This is a genomic window from Pristimantibacillus sp. PTI5 (assembly GCF_048572955.1).
Classification (GTDB): domain Bacteria; phylum Bacillota; class Bacilli; order Paenibacillales; family Paenibacillaceae; genus Pristimantibacillus.
Genome location: NZ_CP183886.1, coordinates 3,320,373 through 3,340,078, shown reverse-complemented (window position 1 = coordinate 3,340,078; position 19,706 = coordinate 3,320,373). Strand labels below are relative to the sequence as shown.

Below are 19,706 nucleotides of genomic sequence, written 5' to 3'. Positions count from 1 at the left end.
CTAATCGCATGATACTTTTCCTGATTATTATGTCCCATCTGCGTAAACGGTCTATTCGTCAAAAAAAAGAAGGGCATGCCCGAGTGGGCATACCCTTCTTCATAAGCCGCTAAAGGCGTCTTATTTGAAGTTTTTCAAGTTGTAGAATGCTGATTTACCAGCATATTGAGCCGTTGAACCCAATTGGTCTTCAATGCGAAGCAATTGGTTGTATTTTGCAACGCGGTCCGTACGGGACGGTGCGCCTGTTTTGATTTGGCCAGCATTTGTCGCTACAGCGATGTCAGCGATTGTGCTGTCTTCGCTCTCGCCTGAACGGTGAGAGATAACAGCTGTGTAGCCTGCGCGTTTTGCCATTTCGATTGCATCGAAAGTTTCAGTAAGCGAACCGATTTGGTTAACTTTAACCAGGATCGAGTTGCCCACGCCTTTGTCGATACCGTCAGCAAGGCGCTCAGTGTTCGTAACGAACAAGTCGTCACCAACAAGCTGTACTTTACCGCCAAGCTTCTCGGTAAGCAATTTCCAACCATCCCAATCGTCTTCGGAGCAGCCGTCTTCGATTGTAATGATTGGGTATTTGTCAGCCCATGAAGCAAGAAGGTCAACGAACTCAGCAGGTGTGAACGATTTGCCTTCGCCTGCAAGCACGTATTTACCGTCTTTGAAGAACTCAGTGGAAGCAACGTCCATACCGAGGAATACGTCAACGCCTGGCTTGTAGCCTGCGCGCTCGATCGCGGAAATGATTGTTGTAATTGCTTCTTCGTTTGAACCAAGGTTAGGAGCGAAGCCGCCTTCGTCGCCAACAGCTGTGTTAAGGCCTTTGTCATGCAATACAGCTTTCAGGTTGTGGAAGATTTCAGCACCGATACGAAGCGCTTCTTTGAAGCTTTCAGCACCGACAGGAAGAACCATGAATTCTTGAACGTCGATGTTGTTGTCAGCGTGCTCGCCGCCGTTGATGATGTTCATCATTGGAACTGGAAGCACTTTAGCGTTGAATCCGCCAAGGTAAGTGTAAAGAGGCACATCAAGCGCGTCAGCAGCTGCGCGAGCGACTGCCATCGATACCGCTAGAATCGCGTTAGCGCCCAGCTTGGCTTTGTTAGGCGTACCGTCAAGCTCGATCATTTTACGGTCGATTGCTACTTGGTCAAGAGCATCCAAACCGATGATTTCAGGAGCGATTTCAGTGTTAACATTTTCAACGGCTTTCAGAACGCCTTTACCCAGGTAACGGGATTTGTCGCCGTCGCGAAGCTCAACAGCCTCGTATGCGCCAGTGGAAGCGCCGGATGGAACGATTGCGCGGCCTTTGCCGCCGGACTCTAGGGAAACCTCTACTTCTACAGTTGGATTCCCGCGGGAATCCAGCACTTCGCGTGCATATACATCAACGATAATTGACATGTGAGAAAACACTCCTTTTAAAGTTTTATTTTTAACGCTTGTTGATTAAAGTAACGCCTGTCATTTCAGTCGGCTTAGCGAGTTCTAGAAGATCAAGAAGCGTCGGTGCGATGTCGGCAAGAATGCCGCCCTCGCGAAGCGTCTCGCCTGCTTTCGTTACGATAAGCGGAACAGGATTCGTCGTATGCGCCGTAAACGGACGGCCATTCTCGTCAAATACCATATCAGCATTACCATGGTCAGCCGTGATGATGCAAACGCCGCCTTTGGCCAGTACCGCTTCCACTACTTTGCCAAGGCATTCGTCCGTCGCTTCAACCGCTTTAATCGTAGGCTCCAGCATGCCGGAGTGCCCTACCATATCAGGGTTAGCGAAGTTTAGGATAATCGCGTCATGCTTGTCTGATTCAATTTCGCGTACCGTGGATTCGGCAAGCTCGTAAGCGCTCATTTCCGGCTTCAGGTCGTATGTTGCGACCTTAGGGGAATTAATAAGCACGCGGGTTTCGCCAGGAAGCTCATGGTCGCGTCCGCCGCTGAAGAAAAACGTAACATGCGGATACTTTTCGGTTTCTGCAGTGCGCAGCTGTGTCTTGTTGTTTTGCACGAGTACTTCGCCCAGCGTATTATCAAGGTTCTTTGGTGAATACGCAACGAATCCGCCTACGGTTTCACTGAACAACGTCAAACAAACGAAATACAGATTAACCGGGTGACTTACGCCGCGGTCAAAGCCTCGGAAGTCCTCGTTTGTGAATACCTGCGACAATTGAATCGCGCGGTCAGGACGGAAATTGAAGAAAATAACGGCGTCCTCGGATTCTACAAGACCGACAGGCTTGTTTTCTCCATCCACAATAACCGTTGGCATAACGAATTCATCATAAACCGATTTCTCGTAGGATTCAACTACTGCTTGAATCGGATCGTAATATTGAGGGCCTTCGCCGTAAACCATTGCGCGGTAAGACTTCTCAGTACGCTCCCAGCGTTTGTCGCGGTCCATCGCATAATAACGGCCTTGAACCGTTGCGATACGGCCTACGCCAACCTCTTCGATCTTCGCCTGCAGGCGTTCGAGGTAACCTTTCGCGCTGTCCGGAGACACATCGCGTCCGTCCAAGAATGCATGGATGTAAACATCCTCGAGCTCTTCCTTCTTCGCCAGATCCAGCAAAGCGAACAAATGCTCAATATGGCTGTGCACGCCGCCGTCCGAAAGCAAGCCGTACAGATGAAGCTTCTTGCTGTTTGTTTTTACATGGCGTACAGCGCCAAGAATGGTTTCATTCTCGTAAAACTCGCCGTCGCGGATTGATTTGCTGATACGGGTTAAATCCTGATATACGATACGGCCCGCGCCGATATTCAAGTGGCCAACCTCGGAGTTGCCCATTTGGCCTTCCGGCAATCCGACCGCTTCGCCGGATGCCGTTAGTGTCGTATGCGGATATGTCGACCAATAACGGTCGTAATTTGGCTTGTTAGCTTGTGCAACGGCGTTGCCTGTAACATCATCGCGCAAGCCGAAGCCGTCGAGAATAATGAGCGCAACAGGTTTTGGAGCAGCCATCTTACTTGGCCCCCTCGACCAGTGCGATATAGGATGCAGGCTCAAGGCTCGCGCCGCCGACAAGTGCGCCGTCGATGTCCGCTTGACCCATGTATTCAGCAACGTTGTTAGGCTTCACGCTGCCGCCGTATTGGATGCGAACCGCATCTGCAGTCGCTTGATCATAAAGACCTGCAACCACGCCGCGGATGTATCCGATAACGTCCTGTGCGTCCTCGGAAGTAGAGGATTTGCCTGTTCCGATTGCCCAGATTGGCTCGTATGCGATAACGATTTCAGCTGCTTGTGCCGCGGATACGCCTTGGAAAGCCGCTTCCGTTTGCACTTTGCATACGTCCTTCGTTTGTCCAGCTTCACGCTCTTCCAGCTTCTCGCCTACGCAAACGATAGGAAGCAGGCCGTTTTTGAAGGAAGCATGAACCTTCTTGTTGACGATCTCATCCGTTTCCGCAAAATAAGCGCGACGCTCGGAGTGGCCGATAATCACGTATTTCACGCCAAGATCCTTCAGCATTACGCCGCTGATTTCACCCGTGAATGCACCGTTGTCCTCAAAGTGGACGTTTTGCGCTCCAATTGCGATCGAAGTGCCTTTTGCTGCTTCAACAAGCGCGGGAAGCGTCGTATATGGCGCGCAAATCACGCTCTCTACACCGTCAACCTCAGCCTTGCCTTTAATTTCGGAGAAAAATGTTACAGCTTCGGATACCGTTTTGAACATTTTCCAGTTACCTGCGATAATCGGTTTTCTGTTGCTCATGCGTAATCCTCCTCATATCATTTTATTTTTGTAAAATCTATTATTTATCGTTAAGAGCTACAACGCCTGGAAGCACTTTGCCTTCCATAAACTCTAGGGAAGCGCCGCCGCCTGTCGAGATGAAATCCATTTTGTCGGCAAGGCCGAATTTTTCAGCTGCCGCAGCAGAGTCGCCGCCGCCGATTACGGAGTAGCCAGTTGTCTCTGCGCATGCGTTAGCAACTGCTATTGTACCGTGGGAGAAAGGCTCGATTTCAAATACGCCCATTGGTCCGTTCCATACAACCAATTTCGAGTTTTTGATAACATCAGCATAAAGCTCGCGTGTTTTCGGACCGATGTCAATGCCTTCCCAATCCGCAGGAATGCTGTCAACGTCTACGATTTGCGTGTTAGCGTTCGCGCTGAAATCGTCAGTAACGACGATATCTACCGGGATCAAAAAGTTTTTGCCGAGTTTTTTTGCTTTCTCCATGAACTCAAGCGCCAAATCCAGCTTGCTGTTATCCACGAGCGATTTGCCGATTTCATGGCCTTGCGCTTTAAAGAATGTATAAGACAAGCCGCCGCCGATAAGAACGTTGTCGGCAATTTCTAGCATTTTATCGATAACCGCGATTTTATCTTTTACTTTTGAACCGCCAACGATAGCTGTGAATGGACGCTCCGGGTTATTCAACGCTTTGCCTAGTACTTCAAGCTCTCTCTCCATAAGCAGACCCGATACGGCTGGCAGGATATGCGCGATGCCTTCTGTTGAAGCGTGAGCGCGGTGAGCGGCGCCGAAAGCGTCGTTGACGAACAGGTCAGCAAGCTTAGCGAATGCTTTAGCGAGTTCCGGATCGTTTTTCTCTTCGCCTTCGTAGAAACGAACATTTTCAAGCAGCAATACATCGCCGTTGTTCAAAGCGGCAACCTGTGCTTCAACTGCTTCGCCGATAGCTTCATCCGCTTTTGTTACTTGCTTGCCAAGAAGCTCGGACAAACGCGCTGCGGAAGCCGTGTGGCGAAGCTCTTCTACCACTTGACCGTTTGGACGGCCGAGGTGGCTTGCAAGAATTACTTTTGCGCCTTTTTCGATTAGGAAGTTAATCGTAGGAAGCGTTTCACGAATACGCTTGTCATCCGTAATCTTGCCATCCTCAAGCGGCACGTTGAAATCAACGCGAACAAATACCCGTTTACCAGCTAGCTCTGCTACATCACGTACACTTTTCTTATTCATCAATGAAACCTCCCGAAAATGTGTTATGGAAAGGTATGGCTGTTGAACCACAAAAAAAAGAAGGGCGTTCCTTCAAAGAAGAAACGCCCCCATGATTTACGTCTCCTAGAAGCCGCAAATCAAAGACCTGTGCTCCGCATGCGCGAAAGCCGCGGGTCCGTCCGCCTTCTTTGCTTACAGACCTTTGCTTGCGATGTAAGCAGCAAGATCAACTACGCGGTTCGAGTAACCCCACTCGTTGTCGTACCATGAAATAACTTTAACCATGTTGCCTTCAACAACCATAGTCGAAAGACCATCGATTGTGGAAGAAGCAGGGTCGCTATTGTAGTCGCTCGATACAAGCGGCAATTCGTTGTAGTTCAAGATGCCTTTAAGTGGACCTTCAGAAGCTTCTTTCAATGCTGCGTTAACTTCTTCTACTGTTACGTTAACTTTAAGCTCAGCAACAAGGTCAGTTACGGATACGTTTGGCGTAGGAACGCGCATTGCCATACCGTTCAATTTACCTTTAAGCTCAGGAAGAACAAGTGCTACAGCTTTTGCAGCGCCAGTGGAGGAAGGAATGATGTTCTCGGCAGCTGCGCGAGCACGGCGCAAGTCTTTGTGAGGAACGTCAAGCACGGATTGATCGTTTGTGTATGAGTGAATAGTAGTCATCATACCTTTAACGATTCCGAATTTGTCGTTCAATACTTTTGCGAATGGTGCTAGGCAGTTCGTTGTACAAGAAGCGTTGGAAATAATGGTATGTGCCGCAGCGTCGTATTTATCTTCGTTAACGCCGATAACCACTGTAATATCTTCGTTCGTTGCTGGAGCGGAAATGATAACTTTTTTAGCGCCGCCTTGCAAGTGAAGCTCAGCTTTTTCTTTCGCTGTGAAAATACCAGTTGATTCAACTACGATTTCAACGCCAACAGATCCCCAAGGAAGATCAGCTGGGTTACGCTCTGCGAATACTTTGATTTCGCGACCGTTTACGATAAGCGCGCCTTCTTTTGCTTCAACAGTACCGTCAAGTTGACCGTGTGTAGTATCGTATTTCAGAAGATGTGCCAGTGTTGCAGTATCCGTAAGATCGTTTACTGCCACGATTTGAACATCAGGGTTGTTCAGTGCTGCGCGGAATACGTTACGGCCGATGCGACCAAAACCATTAATACCAACTTTAACCATTTTTATTTCCTCCTAAGCGTTTTTAAAAGATATTAAAATATATTTCAAGATGTTTTGCGCGCGGCCGAAGGCCACTTGCAAATCATCATGATTCCTTCAATTCCGTTAAAAGCTTAATCCTTCTCCTGCTCGATCAACGCGACGATTTCAAGTGCAGCCGCTTCATCGGTAACAAGTACGTCATTGTGACCAAACCGCATAATCGCCGCTATAGCCTCGCCTTTGCTCTTACCGCCGGCAACGCCTATAACAACTTCAGTCTTCACAATATCCTCGAGCCGTAACCCTACCGTTTGCATTTTGTGCACGACAGCGCCTTTGCGGTCAAAATAAAATCCGAATGACTCCGCCAAAGCTCCTTCAGCTTCCATAGCGTCAATGATCTCACGATCCAAACGCCGGCGTCTCGCCATGACCATAGCATCTCCGATTCCGTGTACAACGATGCGAGCACTGCGGATGACATCCACGATTTCCTTAATGTTCGGTTCCTGCATAATGGACGCGAACGCTTCCTCGCCGAGATGATCAGGCACGTGTAGAAGCCTGTAATGCGCTCCTGTGCGTTTGGCCATCATCGAAGCAATTGTATTCGCTTGGTAGTCCAAGCTCTCTCCAAGACCGCCTCTAGCCGGTACGAACCAGTTCGTCTTAAGTTGCGAGGAACTCATCAGTTGATTCGATATTTGCGCAATGGTTGTTCCGCCCGTTACCGCCACGACATCGTTTGGCTGCATAACTTTGATCAGCACCTGGCTGCCTGCGCGGCCAAGCTCACGTTTTGTCTGGGCAGAAATCTCCGAATCGCCGGCGACAATAACGACCTGCGATAACCCGTAATGGCTGCGTATCGTTTCTTCCAGCTCGGATAGTCCGAACATCGTCTTGTAGAATGGCTCAAGCTGCTCTAATAAAAGCTTGCCTGAATCGCTAATCCGCATGCCTCCCGAATGAATCTCGAGCAGCCCCTGCGATTTCAGAAAATCGGTCTCCGCCCGAAGCATCCGCTCCGTCATCGATAATGCCGACGCCAACGTTCGGCGCCCGATTAAATCCGACAGCATCACCCGATGCAAAATCGAATACCGTTTCTTCATGACGTCGAGCAGATCCGGTACAAGCTGCTGCTGCAGTTCAACGATCTGACGCATCTCTCATCCTTCACTCCATCGGCCTATAGCGTATTCGGTTCAAATACGTTGGACTCATTACGTCCCGCGGTATCGTTTCAAGTCCCACCTTTAGTTTATCGGAAATTTTCATTTGTAGCAATAGTCGTTTTTGTTTTGAAAACGGTTTCCGACACATTTTTAACAAATTTAATTTTTGAACGCCCCTTGCTTTAAAACCCTGAATATCATATAATAATTTTTGCGACAATTTTCAAATGCGCCCGTGGTCCAATGGATATGACGCAGCCCTCCGAAGGCTGAGATCTAGGTTCGATTCCTTGCGGGCGCGCCACTACGACATTTCAGCCATTAAGGCTTGCAACACCTATAATGATACAGACTAACCGTTCCTATACATGGGGCGGTTTTTTTGTGCTTCCGCGAAAGTCGATTCCATGCGGCAAACTTCCACCCTCAGCCTCAGAAATATGACCCGGACAGCACTGTATTTTCCTTTCAAAGCGCCAACTAACACCGTTTTAATTTGATCTCCCGAAAGGCAAGACAGGACTTGTTTGACTATCTTTGACTTTTGCTTTTTCATCCGTTATTATGAGAATACGATTTAACCATTCATTGTTTTTTCGAGGAGGGGGCTTACGTTGGATATGAATTTCGTTCCTATGGTTATTGAGCAAAACAATCGAGGTGAGCGTGCGTATGATATTTACTCTCGCCTATTGAAAGACCGCATTATTTTTCTAGGATCCGGTGTAAATGACGTGGTGGCCAACTCCATCATCGCTCAATTGCTTTTCCTGGCGGCAGACGACCCAGAGAAAGACATCTCACTTTATATTAACAGCCCAGGCGGTTCGATTACGGCAGGCATGGCTATTTATGATACGATGCAATACATTAAACCGGATGTATCTACGATCTGTGTCGGCATGGCTGCTTCCATGGGAGCCTTCTTGCTTACCGCAGGCGCTATCGGCAAACGTTATGCGCTTCCGAACAGCGAAGTCATGATTCACCAGCCGCTAGGCGGCGCGGAAGGCCAAGCCAGCGATATCGCTATTCGCGCGAAGCGCATTATCGGTATGCGCGACAAGCTGAACGGCATTCTCGCAGAGCGCAGCGGTCAAACGCTTGAGCGCATCGAGAAGGATACGGACCGCGATTACTTCATGAGCGCAGTTGAAGCCAAAGAATACGGCCTTGTCGATAAAGTTATTGAGAAGCTCGCTTAATAGCAAGAGATCATTCATTTTACAGAACGGGGCTATCCCTACTGGTCTGCATGGACCTAAGGGATAGCCCTGTTTTTTTAATGCGGCTGTACGCCATTCGAATTAGCAAGAGAAATTCATGTTCATAAAATAGGTCATACGTTCTTCTTAGTTATTGATCTTCACATTAAAAAAAGCCTTCCTCGGTCATCAGACCTAGGACGGCTTTTATTTAATTTTGATGAATTATTGGTTTTCCAGCTCTTCTTTGCTTACCAAAGCGACTAAAGCGTTTACAGCCTGCTCTGCATCCGAACCCTCAGCACTTATGGATACTTCAGTGCCCGAGCTGATTGCCAAGCTCATAATCCCCATTATGGATTTAGCATTCACTTTTTTGTCGTCTTTCTCTACAAATACTTCGGAGGAAAATTTGTTCGCTTCTTGTACGAATAATGCTGCTGGTCTTGCATGTAGTCCTGTCTTAAGACGAACAACAACCGGAAGCCTTGTCATGGAAACCATACCCCCTATATTTTACTTAAGCATTAGCATGCGGCACAAGCTTATACGGCTCTATCGCCGTCTACTGGCTGCAAAAGCTCTTTTCCCGGTCAAAGACAAAAATGCAATGGCTTGTTCGCTTTGCATTCTTATCTTCATAAATAAAGCCATTTTGAATTATTATATCATTATACCAGCTGATACACTAGGATGAAAGTTCATACCCCACGGATTTTTTCCGCAAGTTCGTCAATTTTGCGCAAACGATGGTTTACGCCTGACTTACTGACCTTTCCTCCGAGCATTTCGCCGACTTCTGTCAGATTCATATCCGGATGCTGGAGCCTAATTTCCGCTACTTCCTTCAGCTTCTCAGGCAAGCTCTCCAGACCCACTTCTCGCTGCAGCAGCTTGATATTCTCAATCTGCCGGACTGCCGCTCCAATTGTTTTATTCAGATTCGCCGTTTCGCAGTTCACGATCCGGTTGACTGAATTGCGCATGTCGCGCATGATTCGAACATCTTCAAACTTGAATAAGGCTTGATGCGCGCCAATAATATTGAGGAACTCGATAATTTTCTCGCCCTCTTTGATATAGAAGATAAAACCCTTTTTCCGTTCAATGCATCTAGCGTTTAGATCAAATTTGTTCGCAAGGTCAACCAAAGCCTCGCAGTGCTCTTGGTACATCGAGGAAATCTCCAAATGATACGAAGATCCCTCCGGATTGTTGACCGAGCCTCCCGCGAGAAACGCCCCCCGCAAATACGAACGCTTGCAACAGGGCTTGCGAATCATTTCCTTGTCGATGCCAAGGTTGAACATAAAACCTTCGGATACAATCTTGAGCTCACTCAGTATCTCCTGCACCCCTGCCGGGATACGGACAATATAGACATTATTTTTCTTAAGCCTCATCTTCTTGCGGACGAGCAGCTCCACGTGTATTTCATAATGTTTTTTGAGCAGGGAGTAAATTCTTCTGGCAATCGCGGCATTTTCCGTTGAGATGTCCAAAACGACTTTGCGGCTCGATACGCTAACCGAACCATTCATCCGTATAAGCGCGGATAATTCCGCTCTCTCACAACAGTTGTCAGCCTCAATTAGTGTCAGCTCTTTCTTTGTTTGCGCCGCAAATGACATTGTGTATCACCTCTTTCGTAACATCCAGTTCTCGACCAGTTTATAAATATGATGGCTTAAGCGTTCGGCGTCATGCCTCAAAAAAGTACGGAATAAAACAAGGCGGTCCGCAATGACCTCATAGCCCTTTTGCGTTACCGCATCTAAATCCAAATGAACGGCTTTCGCACCCTTCTCCGCATACTTGCTCTCGATTTGGGGCGGAATCTCGCCGTCGTTCACAATTACGTAATCAAACAGATGATGGCCGATATGCGCATGAATGGCATCCAAATGATCCCCTACCGAATAATTATCGGTTTCGCCTGGCTGCGTCATAACATTACAGACAAAAAGTTTTACCGCCTCGGATTCCACGATGGCGTTCGCCAGCTTCGGAACGAGCAAATTCGGAATAATACTGGTATACAAGCTGCCTGGCCCAATTAAGATTGCGTCGGCCTGCTCGATGGCTTCTACAGCCTCTTGCAGCGGTTCCACATCCAGTGGTTCCAAAAACACACGCTTAATGACCTTGCCAGCCTTCGGAATCATGGACTCACCGGTAACAATCGTTCCATCGGCCATTTCAGCCTTTAGCACAATCGCTTTGCCCGCTGCGGGAAGCACCCGCCCCCGAACGGCGAGAACGCGGCTTAGCTCGCGGATACCCGTAACAAAGTCGCCGGATATATCCGTCATGGCCGCCAGCATAAGATTACCCAGACTATGTCCGGCTAAACCCGGCACGGTTTTGAAACGGTACTGCAATACCTCTGTCAAAAGCGGCTCCGCATCGGCAAGTGCCATAAGCACGTTGCGAATATCACCTGGAGGAGGAATTTGAAGCTCGTTGCGTAAAATGCCGGAGCTGCCTCCATCGTCGGCAACCGTAACAATAGCCGTAATATCGAGCGGCTTCTCTTTAAGCCCTCGCAGCATGACAGAGAGACCTGTACCGCCGCCAATGACAACGATCTTCGGTCTTCTTAGTATCTTATGCCTACTTTGCATTCTCTCACCCCGTCAATGCTTGTCACGTTCGGCATCGCGATGGCTGACACGCACACGTTCCGTATCGCTGCTGCCGAGCATGCGTCCCAAATATTCAGCTATGGCAACGGAACGATGCTTTCCGCCGGTGCAGCCAATACCGATAACTACCTGGCTTTTCCCTTCCTTGCGATAGAGCGGAATAAGAAATTGCAGCATGTCTAACAGCTTTGTCAGGAACTGCTGTGTTTCAGGCCACTTCATTACATATTCATATACTTCGGGAGTTTGGCCGGTATTTGGGCGAAGATGCTCGATATAATGCGGGTTAGGCAAGAAACGAACGTCGTAAATCAAATCCGCATCGATAGGAATCCCATATTTAAATCCAAACGAGGTCACGTTAATCGATAGACTATTTTGCTCGAGATTCGTAAAATGTGAAATAATACGTTCCTTCAAATGAGCCGGCTTCAAGATGCTCGTATCGATGACCTGAGAGGCCCAGCCTTTCAAATCCTCAAGCAGGCGGCGTTCATTCTTAATGCCCTCAAGCGGCATTCCTTCCGGAGCAAGGGGATGGCGGCGGCGGCTCTCCTTATAACGCTGTACAAGCACGCCGTCCGTAGCATCCAAAAATAAGATTTCGCAGCTTATCGTGTAATGCTCCTTGATATAAGCCAGCGATTCCGAGAGCGCCGTAAAAAATTCTCTTCCGCGCAAATCAATAACCAGCGCCACATTGCCGATTTTTCCGTTCGATTGTTCGATCAGCTCCGCAAATTTAGGGATTAGAACGGGCGGTAAATTATCGACGCAGAAGAAACCGAGGTCCTCCAGGCTTTGGACAGCAATGGTTTTGCCCGCGCCAGACATCCCGGTTATAATGACAAGCTTCGCTACTGTTGCTGCCGTTTCCATGATCAAACCTCCTAAAGACTTTGCGTTAGCAAAGTCACTTCGTAAGGATATGCTTAGACTTTGCGTTAGCAAAGTCACTTCGTAAGGATATGCTTAGACTTTGCGTTAGCAAAGTCACTTCGTAAGGATATGCTTAGACTTTTCGTTAGCAAAGTCACTTCGTTAATAATTTCCGAATAAAATTAACCTCTTAGAATAAGTCCAGCCGCGCCGACTACGCCCGCATTGTTTCCAAGCGTTGCTGCCACGATTTTCACATTTTCCTTCGCTTGTTCCTGCGTGTATTTCTCAAATACTTCGCGAATTTGGTCGAATAAGAAATCTCCCGCTTTCGATACGCCGCCGCCGATGATAAAGTATTGCGGATTCAAGATGATCGCAATCATTGCCATGGATTTACCCAAATAATAAGCAGCACGGTTCACGATACGGGTCGCTACTTCATCGCCTGCTTTCGCTGCATCAAGAACATCCTTCGCCATGATGTCTTCTACCATCGAAAGCGAAGTGCGGTCACCGCGTTCCACCGCATCCTTAGCCATACGAATAATGCCGGTCGCCGAAGATACCGTTTCCAAGCAGCCTATTTTGCCGCATCCGCATTGGATCGCCTCAAGATCAGGCACAATCGCCATATGGCCCAGCTCGCCCGCCATGCCCATATAGCCCTCAACGATTTTACCCTCTATGATAATGCCGCCGCCTACGCCGGTTCCGAGCGTATAGCATACGCAGTGCGCGATGCCTTTGCCTGCTCCGCCCCATGCTTCGCCTAGTGCCGCAACATTTGCGTCATTGTTAACTTTAACGGTCTTGTTCAGTTCTTGCTCCAAATAACCTTTTAGATTAACGTTCTCAATCTTCAGGTTCGGCGCAAATTTTACGATTCCGTTCGGAATATCCAGGAAGCCTGCAATACCAACGCCTACCCCGTCAACCTGCTCCCAATCATAATCCGATTCGGTTACGATTTGCTTTGAATATTTTGCAATATTTTGAAGGATAGTGTCCGTTCCTTTACTCGCTTCCGTCGGCCCCTCATACGTCCGGAGCAATTGTCCATCCGCATTGCAAATGCCTACTTTAATAGCAGTTCCGCCGACATCGACTCCAACGTAAATCTTTTCAGACATCACTAGTCCACCTCATCAATATGTTAATCTTCTCTGTAACACTATAAGCGACCTTTATCCTCTGGTCAAGATAGCTGAATACTGGTAAATGTGCCAATTCCGGCTATCGAAAAGGCTATACCGTCAAGCATATCGCTCTGCTGGTATAGCCCCTTTCTCTATCTTATGATGCTCCTCGCCAAGTATTAAAGCGATTTGCTCCAATCATGCGTCACTGCGCCTTCCAGGAATCTTTCGCAATCCAGCGCCGCCATGCATCCGCTGCCCGCTGCCGTAATCGCCTGGCGGTATTTGCTGTCCTGCACATCGCCGCAAGCGAATACGCCCGGTACGTTTGTTTCGGTTGTGCCCGGCTTCACAAGAATATAACCGTGATCGTCCGTATCGATTTGACCGGCAAGGAATTTCGTGTTCGGCGTATGGCCGATTGCGATAAAGATACCGTCCGTCTCGATAACATCTTCTTCGCCCGTTGTATTGTCGCGGACTTTAAGGCCCGTAACACCCATGCCGGTAGCAACCACTTCAACCGGTGTACGGTTTAGGCTCCAGCTAATTTTTTCGTTTTCGCGCGCACGGTCCTGCATAATTTTGGAAGCGCGCAGCTCGTCGCGGCGATTAACCAGCTCAACGTTAGTTGCGAAGCGCGTAAGAAAGCTTGCTTCCTCCATCGCCGAGTCGCCGCCGCCGACAACGATAATTTTCTTGCCGCGGAAGAAGAATCCGTCGCATGTTGCGCAAGTGCTTACGCCTTTTCCGACGTTTTCTTTCTCGCCCGGAATGCCCAGGTATCTAGCCGATGCACCCGTAGAGATGATAATGCTCTCGCCAACCAATTCTCCGTGGCCTTCCACTTGAAGCTTGAAAGGACGTTCCGACATATCCACGCTGTTTACCCAACCGGTAATAAACTTAGCGCCAAAGCGCTCCGCTTGCTTACGCATGTTTTCCATAAGCTCAGGGCCCATGATGCCTTCTGGGAAACCAGGAAAGTTCTCGACTTCTGTCGTTGTCGTCAATTGTCCGCCCGGCTCGGGGCCTTCAATAATCAACGGATTCATGTTGGCGCGTGCCAAGTAAATTGCTGCTGTAAGTCCGGCAGGGCCGGTACCGATAATAATGGATTTGTACATCGACATTCACCTCGTAAAAGTTTATTCGTCCTGCAATTCCTGCTTGAAAAAGACGGAGCTCATCGATTTCATCTTGTCTTTGATGCCGCAAACCTCGTCAATGAACTTAACGTTCTTGCTTACAGTAGCAATCGAAGTCCCGTACCGTACCGAAACCTCATGGTACGAAATGGATCGCCGATGCATCTTAGCTGTCAAATATTCTAACGCAGCTGCCCAGCCCTCGGGCTTTGCCAGCTTCGGAACGTCCGGGTAAACGCGTGACAAGAACTCTACCCATAAGGTCATCAAATCATGCTGCTGGACCAAATCGTATTGCTTGCTCATGCGTCCGAGCGCCGACTCGACAACAGCCTGCCATTTATCCTCCCAGACCGGAAGCCTTGAAGGCACGCGATTCGGTTCAATGACCGTTTCTTTCCCTTCAAGCACGATATGCAGCGGCTCTTGAACGCCCATGGTACGAAGCACGAAGATCGCAATCCTCTTTAAATAATCATCCTCATCGCGCTCCATCAAAAAGGATTGCAGCACGTCCTTTACCTCGCTGTCGGCAATCATGCCTAACGCCTGAATGACCTGCAGCTTCGTGTGCTGGTCGCCATGGCGCAGCGCCCAGAAGAAGGAGGAACGAACAAGCGGGTCACGCTTGAGATGATCGGGAATGCCGTCCGAGGACTTTTCCCATAGCTTGAACTGCTCTTCAAACGGCAGATGGTAATGATAGCTGATGGATGCCGTCTGCTCTCCGCTGCGGACAAGCTCAAGCTGCTCCATATAATAATGAGGAATGCCCGATTTCGGATCCAGCTTAATCGTCTGCTTCCACAGCCGCTCCGCTTCCTGCAAGCGTCCGATATTGCATGCCGCAACAGCCGCATAATGGTACAAACTAGGGTCCTGCGTCAGCTCGGAATCTTTGAGAAGACGGATGAAATGCTTGTATGCAGCCCCATGCTCTCCTAAGATGCCCATAGTGGTTGCCAGTTTAAACACATGCTCCTGGTGGAACGGCACTGTCTTCGCAAGCAGCTCCACTAGGGGCCGCAGGCTTTGTTCATCATTCTTGTGCTGATAGAATATAGCAAGGTTGCAAAGCGCATGCAGATTGCCCGCTTCAAGCTCCAACACCTCATGAATCGTATCCATCGCCTTATCGAACATACCCATATAATAATAGGCCAAGGCCAAATTATTGCGCGCAGCGAGGAAATCAGGCTGGCTTTCAATAATTTTTTCTAAAATGCGCACAGCCTCTGTGAATTTGCCTTCTTCCAACAAGGTGCGAGCCAAATCATGCTCGACCATCCCCTCGCGCGATTTAATATTTGTCAGACGCGTAGGCCGTTCAAGCTCGTAATGCAGAAGATCCATCATATCCTCCGCTTCATCAAGAAACTGTCCTTCCGAGTCCTCTTCTAAATATCGAATAAGCGAGCTCTCGGCCGCTTCATATTGCTCCATATTGGCAAAATTGTTCGCCATATAGAAATGGCATTCCGTCATCGTCGGATCAAGCTCATCCACAATCCAGCCTAAAATCCGGTTCGACTCCTCATAATTGCCCATTTCAGAAAGAATGCCGGCCATATTGCAATGGTTTACCGGATTTTCCGGCTCGTATTCCACGGCGCGACGAAAATATTTAAGTGCCTTGTCATAATGGAATCGATCTAGTGACCGAACCGCACGTTCGAAAAAAAACGTCGCGTCCCATTGAACCGGTATGACTTTCGTCTGTTGATCTACGGCAACACGTTTCTTCTCCTTCACTGGCAAGGCACCTCCCGTTACTTCCGATTTTCTACGATTATACCATAGCCATACACGCGAGAACATGAAAGAATATGTGGCAAAATCGCGGACAGCAATTACGCCGCCCGCGATTTCCCGCGTCATTGCTATTCAATTCATGTGCTCAGCATTCAGAATAAGGCTTATACGCCATTGCTTTTGAACAAGGTGCTGATGGAGCCGCCCTCCAAAATGATGCGCGTTGCTTCTGCAAGCAGAGGGGCAACGGAAAGCACTTTGAAGCGTTCCGGCGTTGATTCCGGCAAGCTGATCGAGTCTGTAACGATAACTTCTTTAATATTGGGATGATCCAAACGCTCAATGGCCGAGCCGGAGAATAACGGGTGCGTTGCGCATACGTATACATCCTCAGCGCCGCGCTCCTTCAAGCCCTCCACAACGTTTACAATCGTAGAGCCCGTGTCGATCAGATCCTCGATAATGATTGGCGTCTGACCTTCGACATCCCCGATAACGTGTGTGATAACCGATTCATTGTGCGCAGGGCGTTTCTTAATCATAATCGCAAACGATGTATCCAAGTAGTTCGCAAGCTTCTCGGCAGTTGAGGCACGTCCTGCATCCGGCGAAACGACAACCGGGTTCTTGATGTTTTTCGACTTCAAGTAATCGCTGATAAGATCAAGCGCAGTCATATGATCGACCGGAATATTGAAGAAGCCTTGAATAGCTGGAGCATGGAGGTCGATTGTGATTACGCGGTTCGCTCCAACAGTCGTGAGCACATCCGCCAGCATTTTCGCTGAGATCGGCTCCCGCGGTGCTGCTTTGCGTTCCTGACGCGCATAACCGTAATACGGCATGATGATGTTGACCGTTCTCGCGGACGCACGCTTCGCCGCATCAATCATAACAAGCAATTCGACAAAATGCTCGTTGATTGGATGCGAGAATGATTGTACGAGGAAAACGTCGCAATTCCGAATCGTTTCCTCATAGTGCACGTAAATCTCACCGCTTTTGAAACGGGACATCTTGATCGCGCCTAGCGTCAGACCAAGCTCTGCACTGATTTTCTGAGCCAATACCGGATTAGACGAACCCGAAAAAATACGCACCTTGTCGCTTAACATGATACCCTCCTGAGCGTTAAAACCAATTAATTTTACGAAACTAGTACTCGTCCTTGTCGGATCATTCGACAAAGCTTGTTTGATCTTCTATATTATACATGGAATTTACGATATTTCAAAAATCAATCATCACTAATTTTCGACAATTAAATGTCGCAAGCTGCGTAAATCCCGCTTCCTTGAGTGCAGCATAGGCTTGATCCAAGTATTGACCTAGTCTTTCCGGCTGGTGAGCGTCCGATCCAACCGTCAGCGGAATGCCTAAATCCCTTGCATATTCCAGCATTCTGCGGCTGGGAAACATCTCGGCGGCAGGCGTGCGGAGTCCGGAAGCGTTGAGTTCAATGGCGAGGCCGTGACGCTTCACCGCTTCAAGGGCAGCGTTCTCCAAATGAGTGACATCGCCTTCCGGCTGAAAGCCAAAACGCTTGACCACGTCAATATGGCCGATATAGTCATAAAAGCCGGATGCCGCCGCTTTTCCGATGGCTTCATAATATTGCTCGTAAACCGCCATGCGGTCGCGGCCTTCCCAGCCTGCCGTTTGGCGGAAATCCGTAATATCCCATTCCCCCAGGAAATGTACGGAACCGATCACGTAGTCCCATGGATAAGCTTTCACGATGGCTTCGATTTGTTCTTCGCATCCCTCGATGTAATCGCCCTCCAGTCCTACGCGAATGTCGATCTGTCCCTTGTACTTTTCCTTGAGCTCGAGGCATTCCTCCACATAACGGGGAAGCTCATCCATGGGCATCGCCATCTCCGGGTAATAAGAGGCGGGATCCACATGCAGCAGCGGCATATGATCGGAAAGGCCGAGCTGCACGAGTCCGATCTCAATTCCCTTCCGTACGTATTCCTCCAGTTCGCCGACTGCATGACCGCAGCGAGTATGATGGGTATGGTAATCGATAAACATGTGCGTACCGGCCTTTCTATCATGAATTTTGAGACAAGTGTCAGCCTATCTCATTTTGTTGGTGGTTGGTTTTCCATGGCGGCTGTTGATTTCGCTGATCACGTCGTCCAGCGGAAGCCCTCTCTCGCGCAGCAGCACCATCAGGTGGAAAATCAAATCGCCGGTTTCGCTCCGAAGTTCGTCGTTATCTTTGTTTTTAGCCGCAATAATAACCTCGGACGCTTCTTCGCCAACCTTTTTCAAAATTTTATCCACGCCTTTGTCGAATAGATACGATGTATAAGACCCCTCAGGGCGCTCAGCGTAACGTTCAGCGATAATGCTCTCCAATTGCCCAAGCGTCGCAAAGCGGTCAGCAGAGGATGGCACAGCTTGTGAGGATGCATTTTCGTTTCCGCTCACTTCAACCGCATTGAAGAAGCAGCTGTAACGGCCCGTGTGGCAGGCCGGTCCCTTTTGCTCCACCTTCACGAGCAGCGTGTCGCCGTCGCAATCATACGCCAAAGAAACGATGCGCTGCGTATGGCCGCTTGTCGCGCCTTTGTTCCACAGCTCGTTCCGCGAGCGGCTCCAGAACCAGGTTACGCCCGACTCCACCGAAAGCTGCAGCGATTCCTTATTCATATAAGCCATCATCAGCACTTCTTTGCTTTGCGCATCCTGCACGACGGCAGGAACAAGCCCCGCGTCGTCCCATTTGATTTTCGAGATAAGACCGCTCTGGTTATTTTCCGTCATCGTACCTCTACCCCCTTCAACCGCAAATCGTCTTTCACTTCCCGGATCGTCATTTCTTTATAGTGAAAAATAGTCGCAGCCAGCGCCGCATCCGCATGGGCCTGCTGAAACACATCGTTAAAATGTTCGATTCTGCCCGCTCCGCCTGAAGCGATAACGGGGATGCCCAGCGAGTCGGAAACGGCCTGTGTAAGCTTAATGTCGAAGCCGTCCTTCGTACCGTCCGCATCCATGCTCGTCAGCAAAATTTCGCCGGCGCCGAGACGTTCCACTTCGCGCGCCCACTCCAGCGCCTTAATGCCCGTCGTCTTGCGGCCGCCATGCGTATAGACCTCCCACTCGCCCCACTCTGCATTGAACTTGGCATCTATGGCCACTACGATGCACTGCGAGCCGAACTTGCGTGAGCCTTCCTGCACAAGCGCAGGATTCAATACAGCCGCCGTATTGATGCCGATTTTGTCCGCTCCGGCGCGGAGCAGCCGCTTCATGTCATCCACATGGGAAATGCCGCCGCCTACAGTAAACGGAATCGTAATTTCTCCAGCCGTCCGCTTCACGACCTCTATCATCGTCGCGCGCCCCTCGACCGAAGCCGAAATGTCCAGAAACACCAGCTCATCCGCGCCTTCCTGGTCATAGGTAGCCGCTAGTTCGACGGGGTCTCCCGCATCGCGCAGGTTAACGAAGTTCACGCCTTTCACAACGCGGCCGTCCTTTACGTCCAGGCATGGAATGATACGTTTTGCCAGCATGTTTCCCTCTCCTTTATGCCCGTTAGCCGAGCTCGATCTGTAAATCTGCTCTATTAGCGTAAACGGCTGATGCCGTCTTTAGCGGCAGAAGCTCGTTT

18 protein-coding genes and 1 tRNA gene are annotated in these 19,706 nt (G+C 49.2%); 2 read left to right on the top strand and 17 right to left on the bottom strand.

The genetic code is table 11. From position 1 onward, the window contains the following. Positions 1-120: 120 nt before the first annotated feature. From eno to ACN6MW_RS15080, 6 genes are all read right to left on the bottom strand, one after another. Entirely contained in the window at positions 121-1,413 is a 1,293-nt protein-coding gene (gene eno / locus ACN6MW_RS15105) for a phosphopyruvate hydratase (RefSeq protein ID WP_308996222.1), read from the bottom strand. A 31-nt stretch (positions 1,414-1,444) separates the two neighbouring features. Beyond that, the gene (gene gpmI / locus ACN6MW_RS15100) at positions 1,445-2,986 is read right to left on the bottom strand and encodes a 2,3-bisphosphoglycerate-independent phosphoglycerate mutase (protein ID WP_364149854.1); all 1,542 of its coding nucleotides are present in this window, start codon (positions 2,984-2,986) and stop codon (positions 1,445-1,447) included. Position 2,987: 1 nt separating this feature from the next. Continuing rightward, positions 2,988-3,746, bottom strand: a complete 759-nt coding sequence (gene tpiA, locus ACN6MW_RS15095) for a triose-phosphate isomerase (protein ID WP_419876066.1) — start codon at positions 3,744-3,746, stop codon at positions 2,988-2,990. A 40-nt stretch (positions 3,747-3,786) separates the two neighbouring features. Beyond that, a complete protein-coding gene (locus ACN6MW_RS15090; RefSeq protein WP_364149850.1) occupies positions 3,787-4,971 on the bottom strand; it encodes a phosphoglycerate kinase in 1,185 nt (394 codons plus the stop codon). 174 nt (positions 4,972-5,145) lie between these two features. Beyond that, entirely contained in the window at positions 5,146-6,150 is a 1,005-nt protein-coding gene (gene gap / locus ACN6MW_RS15085; protein ID WP_364149848.1) for a type I glyceraldehyde-3-phosphate dehydrogenase, read from the bottom strand. Between the two features lie 113 nt (positions 6,151-6,263). Beyond that, entirely contained in the window at positions 6,264-7,301 is a 1,038-nt protein-coding gene (locus ACN6MW_RS15080; RefSeq protein WP_419876065.1) for a sugar-binding transcriptional regulator, read from the bottom strand. Between the two features lie 238 nt (positions 7,302-7,539). Here ACN6MW_RS15080 and ACN6MW_RS15075 point away from each other — a divergent pair. Further along, positions 7,540-7,614 (top strand) — tRNA-Arg (locus ACN6MW_RS15075). Positions 7,615-7,930: 316 nt separating this feature from the next. Continuing rightward, positions 7,931-8,515 (top strand): ATP-dependent Clp endopeptidase proteolytic subunit ClpP, encoded by a 585-nt coding sequence (gene clpP / locus ACN6MW_RS15070; RefSeq protein WP_419876353.1) that lies wholly within the window; start codon positions 7,931-7,933, stop codon positions 8,513-8,515. Between the two features lie 225 nt (positions 8,516-8,740). Here clpP and ACN6MW_RS15065 read toward each other — a convergent pair whose 3' ends face one another. The 11 genes from ACN6MW_RS15065 to hisF form a co-directional block, all read right to left on the bottom strand. Next, on the bottom strand, positions 8,741-9,010 hold the full coding sequence (locus ACN6MW_RS15065; RefSeq protein WP_028609180.1) for an HPr family phosphocarrier protein: 270 nt from the start codon (positions 9,008-9,010) through the stop codon (positions 8,741-8,743). A gap of 206 nt (positions 9,011-9,216) precedes the next feature. Then, a complete protein-coding gene (gene whiA, locus ACN6MW_RS15060) occupies positions 9,217-10,146 on the bottom strand; it encodes a DNA-binding protein WhiA (RefSeq protein WP_364149845.1) in 930 nt (309 codons plus the stop codon). A gap of 6 nt (positions 10,147-10,152) precedes the next feature. Beyond that, the gene (locus tag ACN6MW_RS15055) at positions 10,153-11,139 is read right to left on the bottom strand and encodes a gluconeogenesis factor YvcK family protein (RefSeq protein ID WP_419876064.1); all 987 of its coding nucleotides are present in this window, start codon (positions 11,137-11,139) and stop codon (positions 10,153-10,155) included. 12 nt (positions 11,140-11,151) lie between these two features. Then, complete coding sequence (gene rapZ, locus ACN6MW_RS15050; RefSeq protein WP_419876063.1) at positions 11,152-12,039, bottom strand: RNase adapter RapZ; 888 nt, start codon at positions 12,037-12,039, stop codon at positions 11,152-11,154. Between the two features lie 182 nt (positions 12,040-12,221). After that, positions 12,222-13,172: an ROK family glucokinase gene (locus ACN6MW_RS15045; RefSeq protein WP_419876062.1), complete on the bottom strand. Its 951-nt coding sequence runs from the start codon at positions 13,170-13,172 to the stop codon at positions 12,222-12,224. 185 nt (positions 13,173-13,357) lie between these two features. Then, entirely contained in the window at positions 13,358-14,305 is a 948-nt protein-coding gene (gene trxB, locus ACN6MW_RS15040) for a thioredoxin-disulfide reductase (protein WP_419876061.1), read from the bottom strand. Between the two features lie 21 nt (positions 14,306-14,326). Beyond that, positions 14,327-16,078, bottom strand: a complete 1,752-nt coding sequence (locus ACN6MW_RS15035) for a tetratricopeptide repeat protein (protein ID WP_419876060.1) — start codon at positions 16,076-16,078, stop codon at positions 14,327-14,329. A gap of 164 nt (positions 16,079-16,242) precedes the next feature. Then, positions 16,243-17,193: a ribose-phosphate diphosphokinase gene (locus ACN6MW_RS15030; RefSeq protein ID WP_308996234.1), complete on the bottom strand. Its 951-nt coding sequence runs from the start codon at positions 17,191-17,193 to the stop codon at positions 16,243-16,245. Between the two features lie 115 nt (positions 17,194-17,308). Beyond that, on the bottom strand, positions 17,309-18,115 hold the full coding sequence (gene hisJ, locus ACN6MW_RS15025; protein WP_419876059.1) for a histidinol-phosphatase HisJ: 807 nt from the start codon (positions 18,113-18,115) through the stop codon (positions 17,309-17,311). 45 nt (positions 18,116-18,160) lie between these two features. Further along, positions 18,161-18,853 (bottom strand): bifunctional phosphoribosyl-AMP cyclohydrolase/phosphoribosyl-ATP diphosphatase HisIE, encoded by a 693-nt coding sequence (hisIE, locus tag ACN6MW_RS15020; RefSeq protein ID WP_419876058.1) that lies wholly within the window; start codon positions 18,851-18,853, stop codon positions 18,161-18,163. Further along, positions 18,850-19,608: an imidazole glycerol phosphate synthase subunit HisF gene (gene hisF / locus ACN6MW_RS15015; RefSeq protein WP_110774275.1), complete on the bottom strand. Its 759-nt coding sequence runs from the start codon at positions 19,606-19,608 to the stop codon at positions 18,850-18,852. Before hisF ends, hisIE begins: the two co-directional genes overlap by 4 nt. Positions 19,609-19,706 lie beyond the last annotated feature (98 nt).

Excerpts from the sequence above, each read along its gene's own strand:
- eno (WP_308996222.1), bottom strand. The coding sequence starts at position 1,413 with ATGTCAATTATCGTTGATGTATATGCACGCGAAGTGCTGGATTCCCGC.
- gpmI (WP_364149854.1), bottom strand. The coding sequence starts at position 2,986 with ATGGCTGCTCCAAAACCTGTTGCGCTCATTATTCTCGACGGCTTCGGC.
- tpiA (WP_419876066.1), bottom strand. The coding sequence starts at position 3,746 with ATGAGCAACAGAAAACCGATTATCGCAGGTAACTGGAAAATGTTCAAA.
- ACN6MW_RS15090 (WP_364149850.1), bottom strand. The coding sequence starts at position 4,971 with ATGAATAAGAAAAGTGTACGTGATGTAGCAGAGCTAGCTGGTAAACGG.
- gap (WP_364149848.1), bottom strand. The coding sequence starts at position 6,150 with ATGGTTAAAGTTGGTATTAATGGTTTTGGTCGCATCGGCCGTAACGTA.
- ACN6MW_RS15080 (WP_419876065.1), bottom strand. The coding sequence starts at position 7,301 with ATGCGTCAGATCGTTGAACTGCAGCAGCAGCTTGTACCGGATCTGCTC.
- clpP (WP_419876353.1), top strand. The coding sequence starts at position 7,931 with ATGAATTTCGTTCCTATGGTTATTGAGCAAAACAATCGAGGTGAGCGT.
- ACN6MW_RS15065 (WP_028609180.1), bottom strand. The coding sequence starts at position 9,010 with ATGACAAGGCTTCCGGTTGTTGTTCGTCTTAAGACAGGACTACATGCA.
- whiA (WP_364149845.1), bottom strand. The coding sequence starts at position 10,146 with ATGTCATTTGCGGCGCAAACAAAGAAAGAGCTGACACTAATTGAGGCT.
- ACN6MW_RS15055 (WP_419876064.1), bottom strand. The coding sequence starts at position 11,139 with ATGCAAAGTAGGCATAAGATACTAAGAAGACCGAAGATCGTTGTCATT.
- rapZ (WP_419876063.1), bottom strand. The coding sequence starts at position 12,039 with ATGGAAACGGCAGCAACAGTAGCGAAGCTTGTCATTATAACCGGGATG.
- ACN6MW_RS15045 (WP_419876062.1), bottom strand. The coding sequence starts at position 13,172 with ATGTCTGAAAAGATTTACGTTGGAGTCGATGTCGGCGGAACTGCTATT.
- trxB (WP_419876061.1), bottom strand. The coding sequence starts at position 14,305 with ATGTACAAATCCATTATTATCGGTACCGGCCCTGCCGGACTTACAGCA.
- ACN6MW_RS15030 (WP_308996234.1), bottom strand. The coding sequence starts at position 17,193 with ATGTTAAGCGACAAGGTGCGTATTTTTTCGGGTTCGTCTAATCCGGTA.
- hisJ (WP_419876059.1), bottom strand. The coding sequence starts at position 18,115 with ATGTTTATCGATTACCATACCCATCATACTCGCTGCGGTCATGCAGTC.
- hisIE (WP_419876058.1), bottom strand. The coding sequence starts at position 18,853 with ATGACGGAAAATAACCAGAGCGGTCTTATCTCGAAAATCAAATGGGAC.
- hisF (WP_110774275.1), bottom strand. The coding sequence starts at position 19,608 with ATGCTGGCAAAACGTATCATTCCATGCCTGGACGTAAAGGACGGCCGC.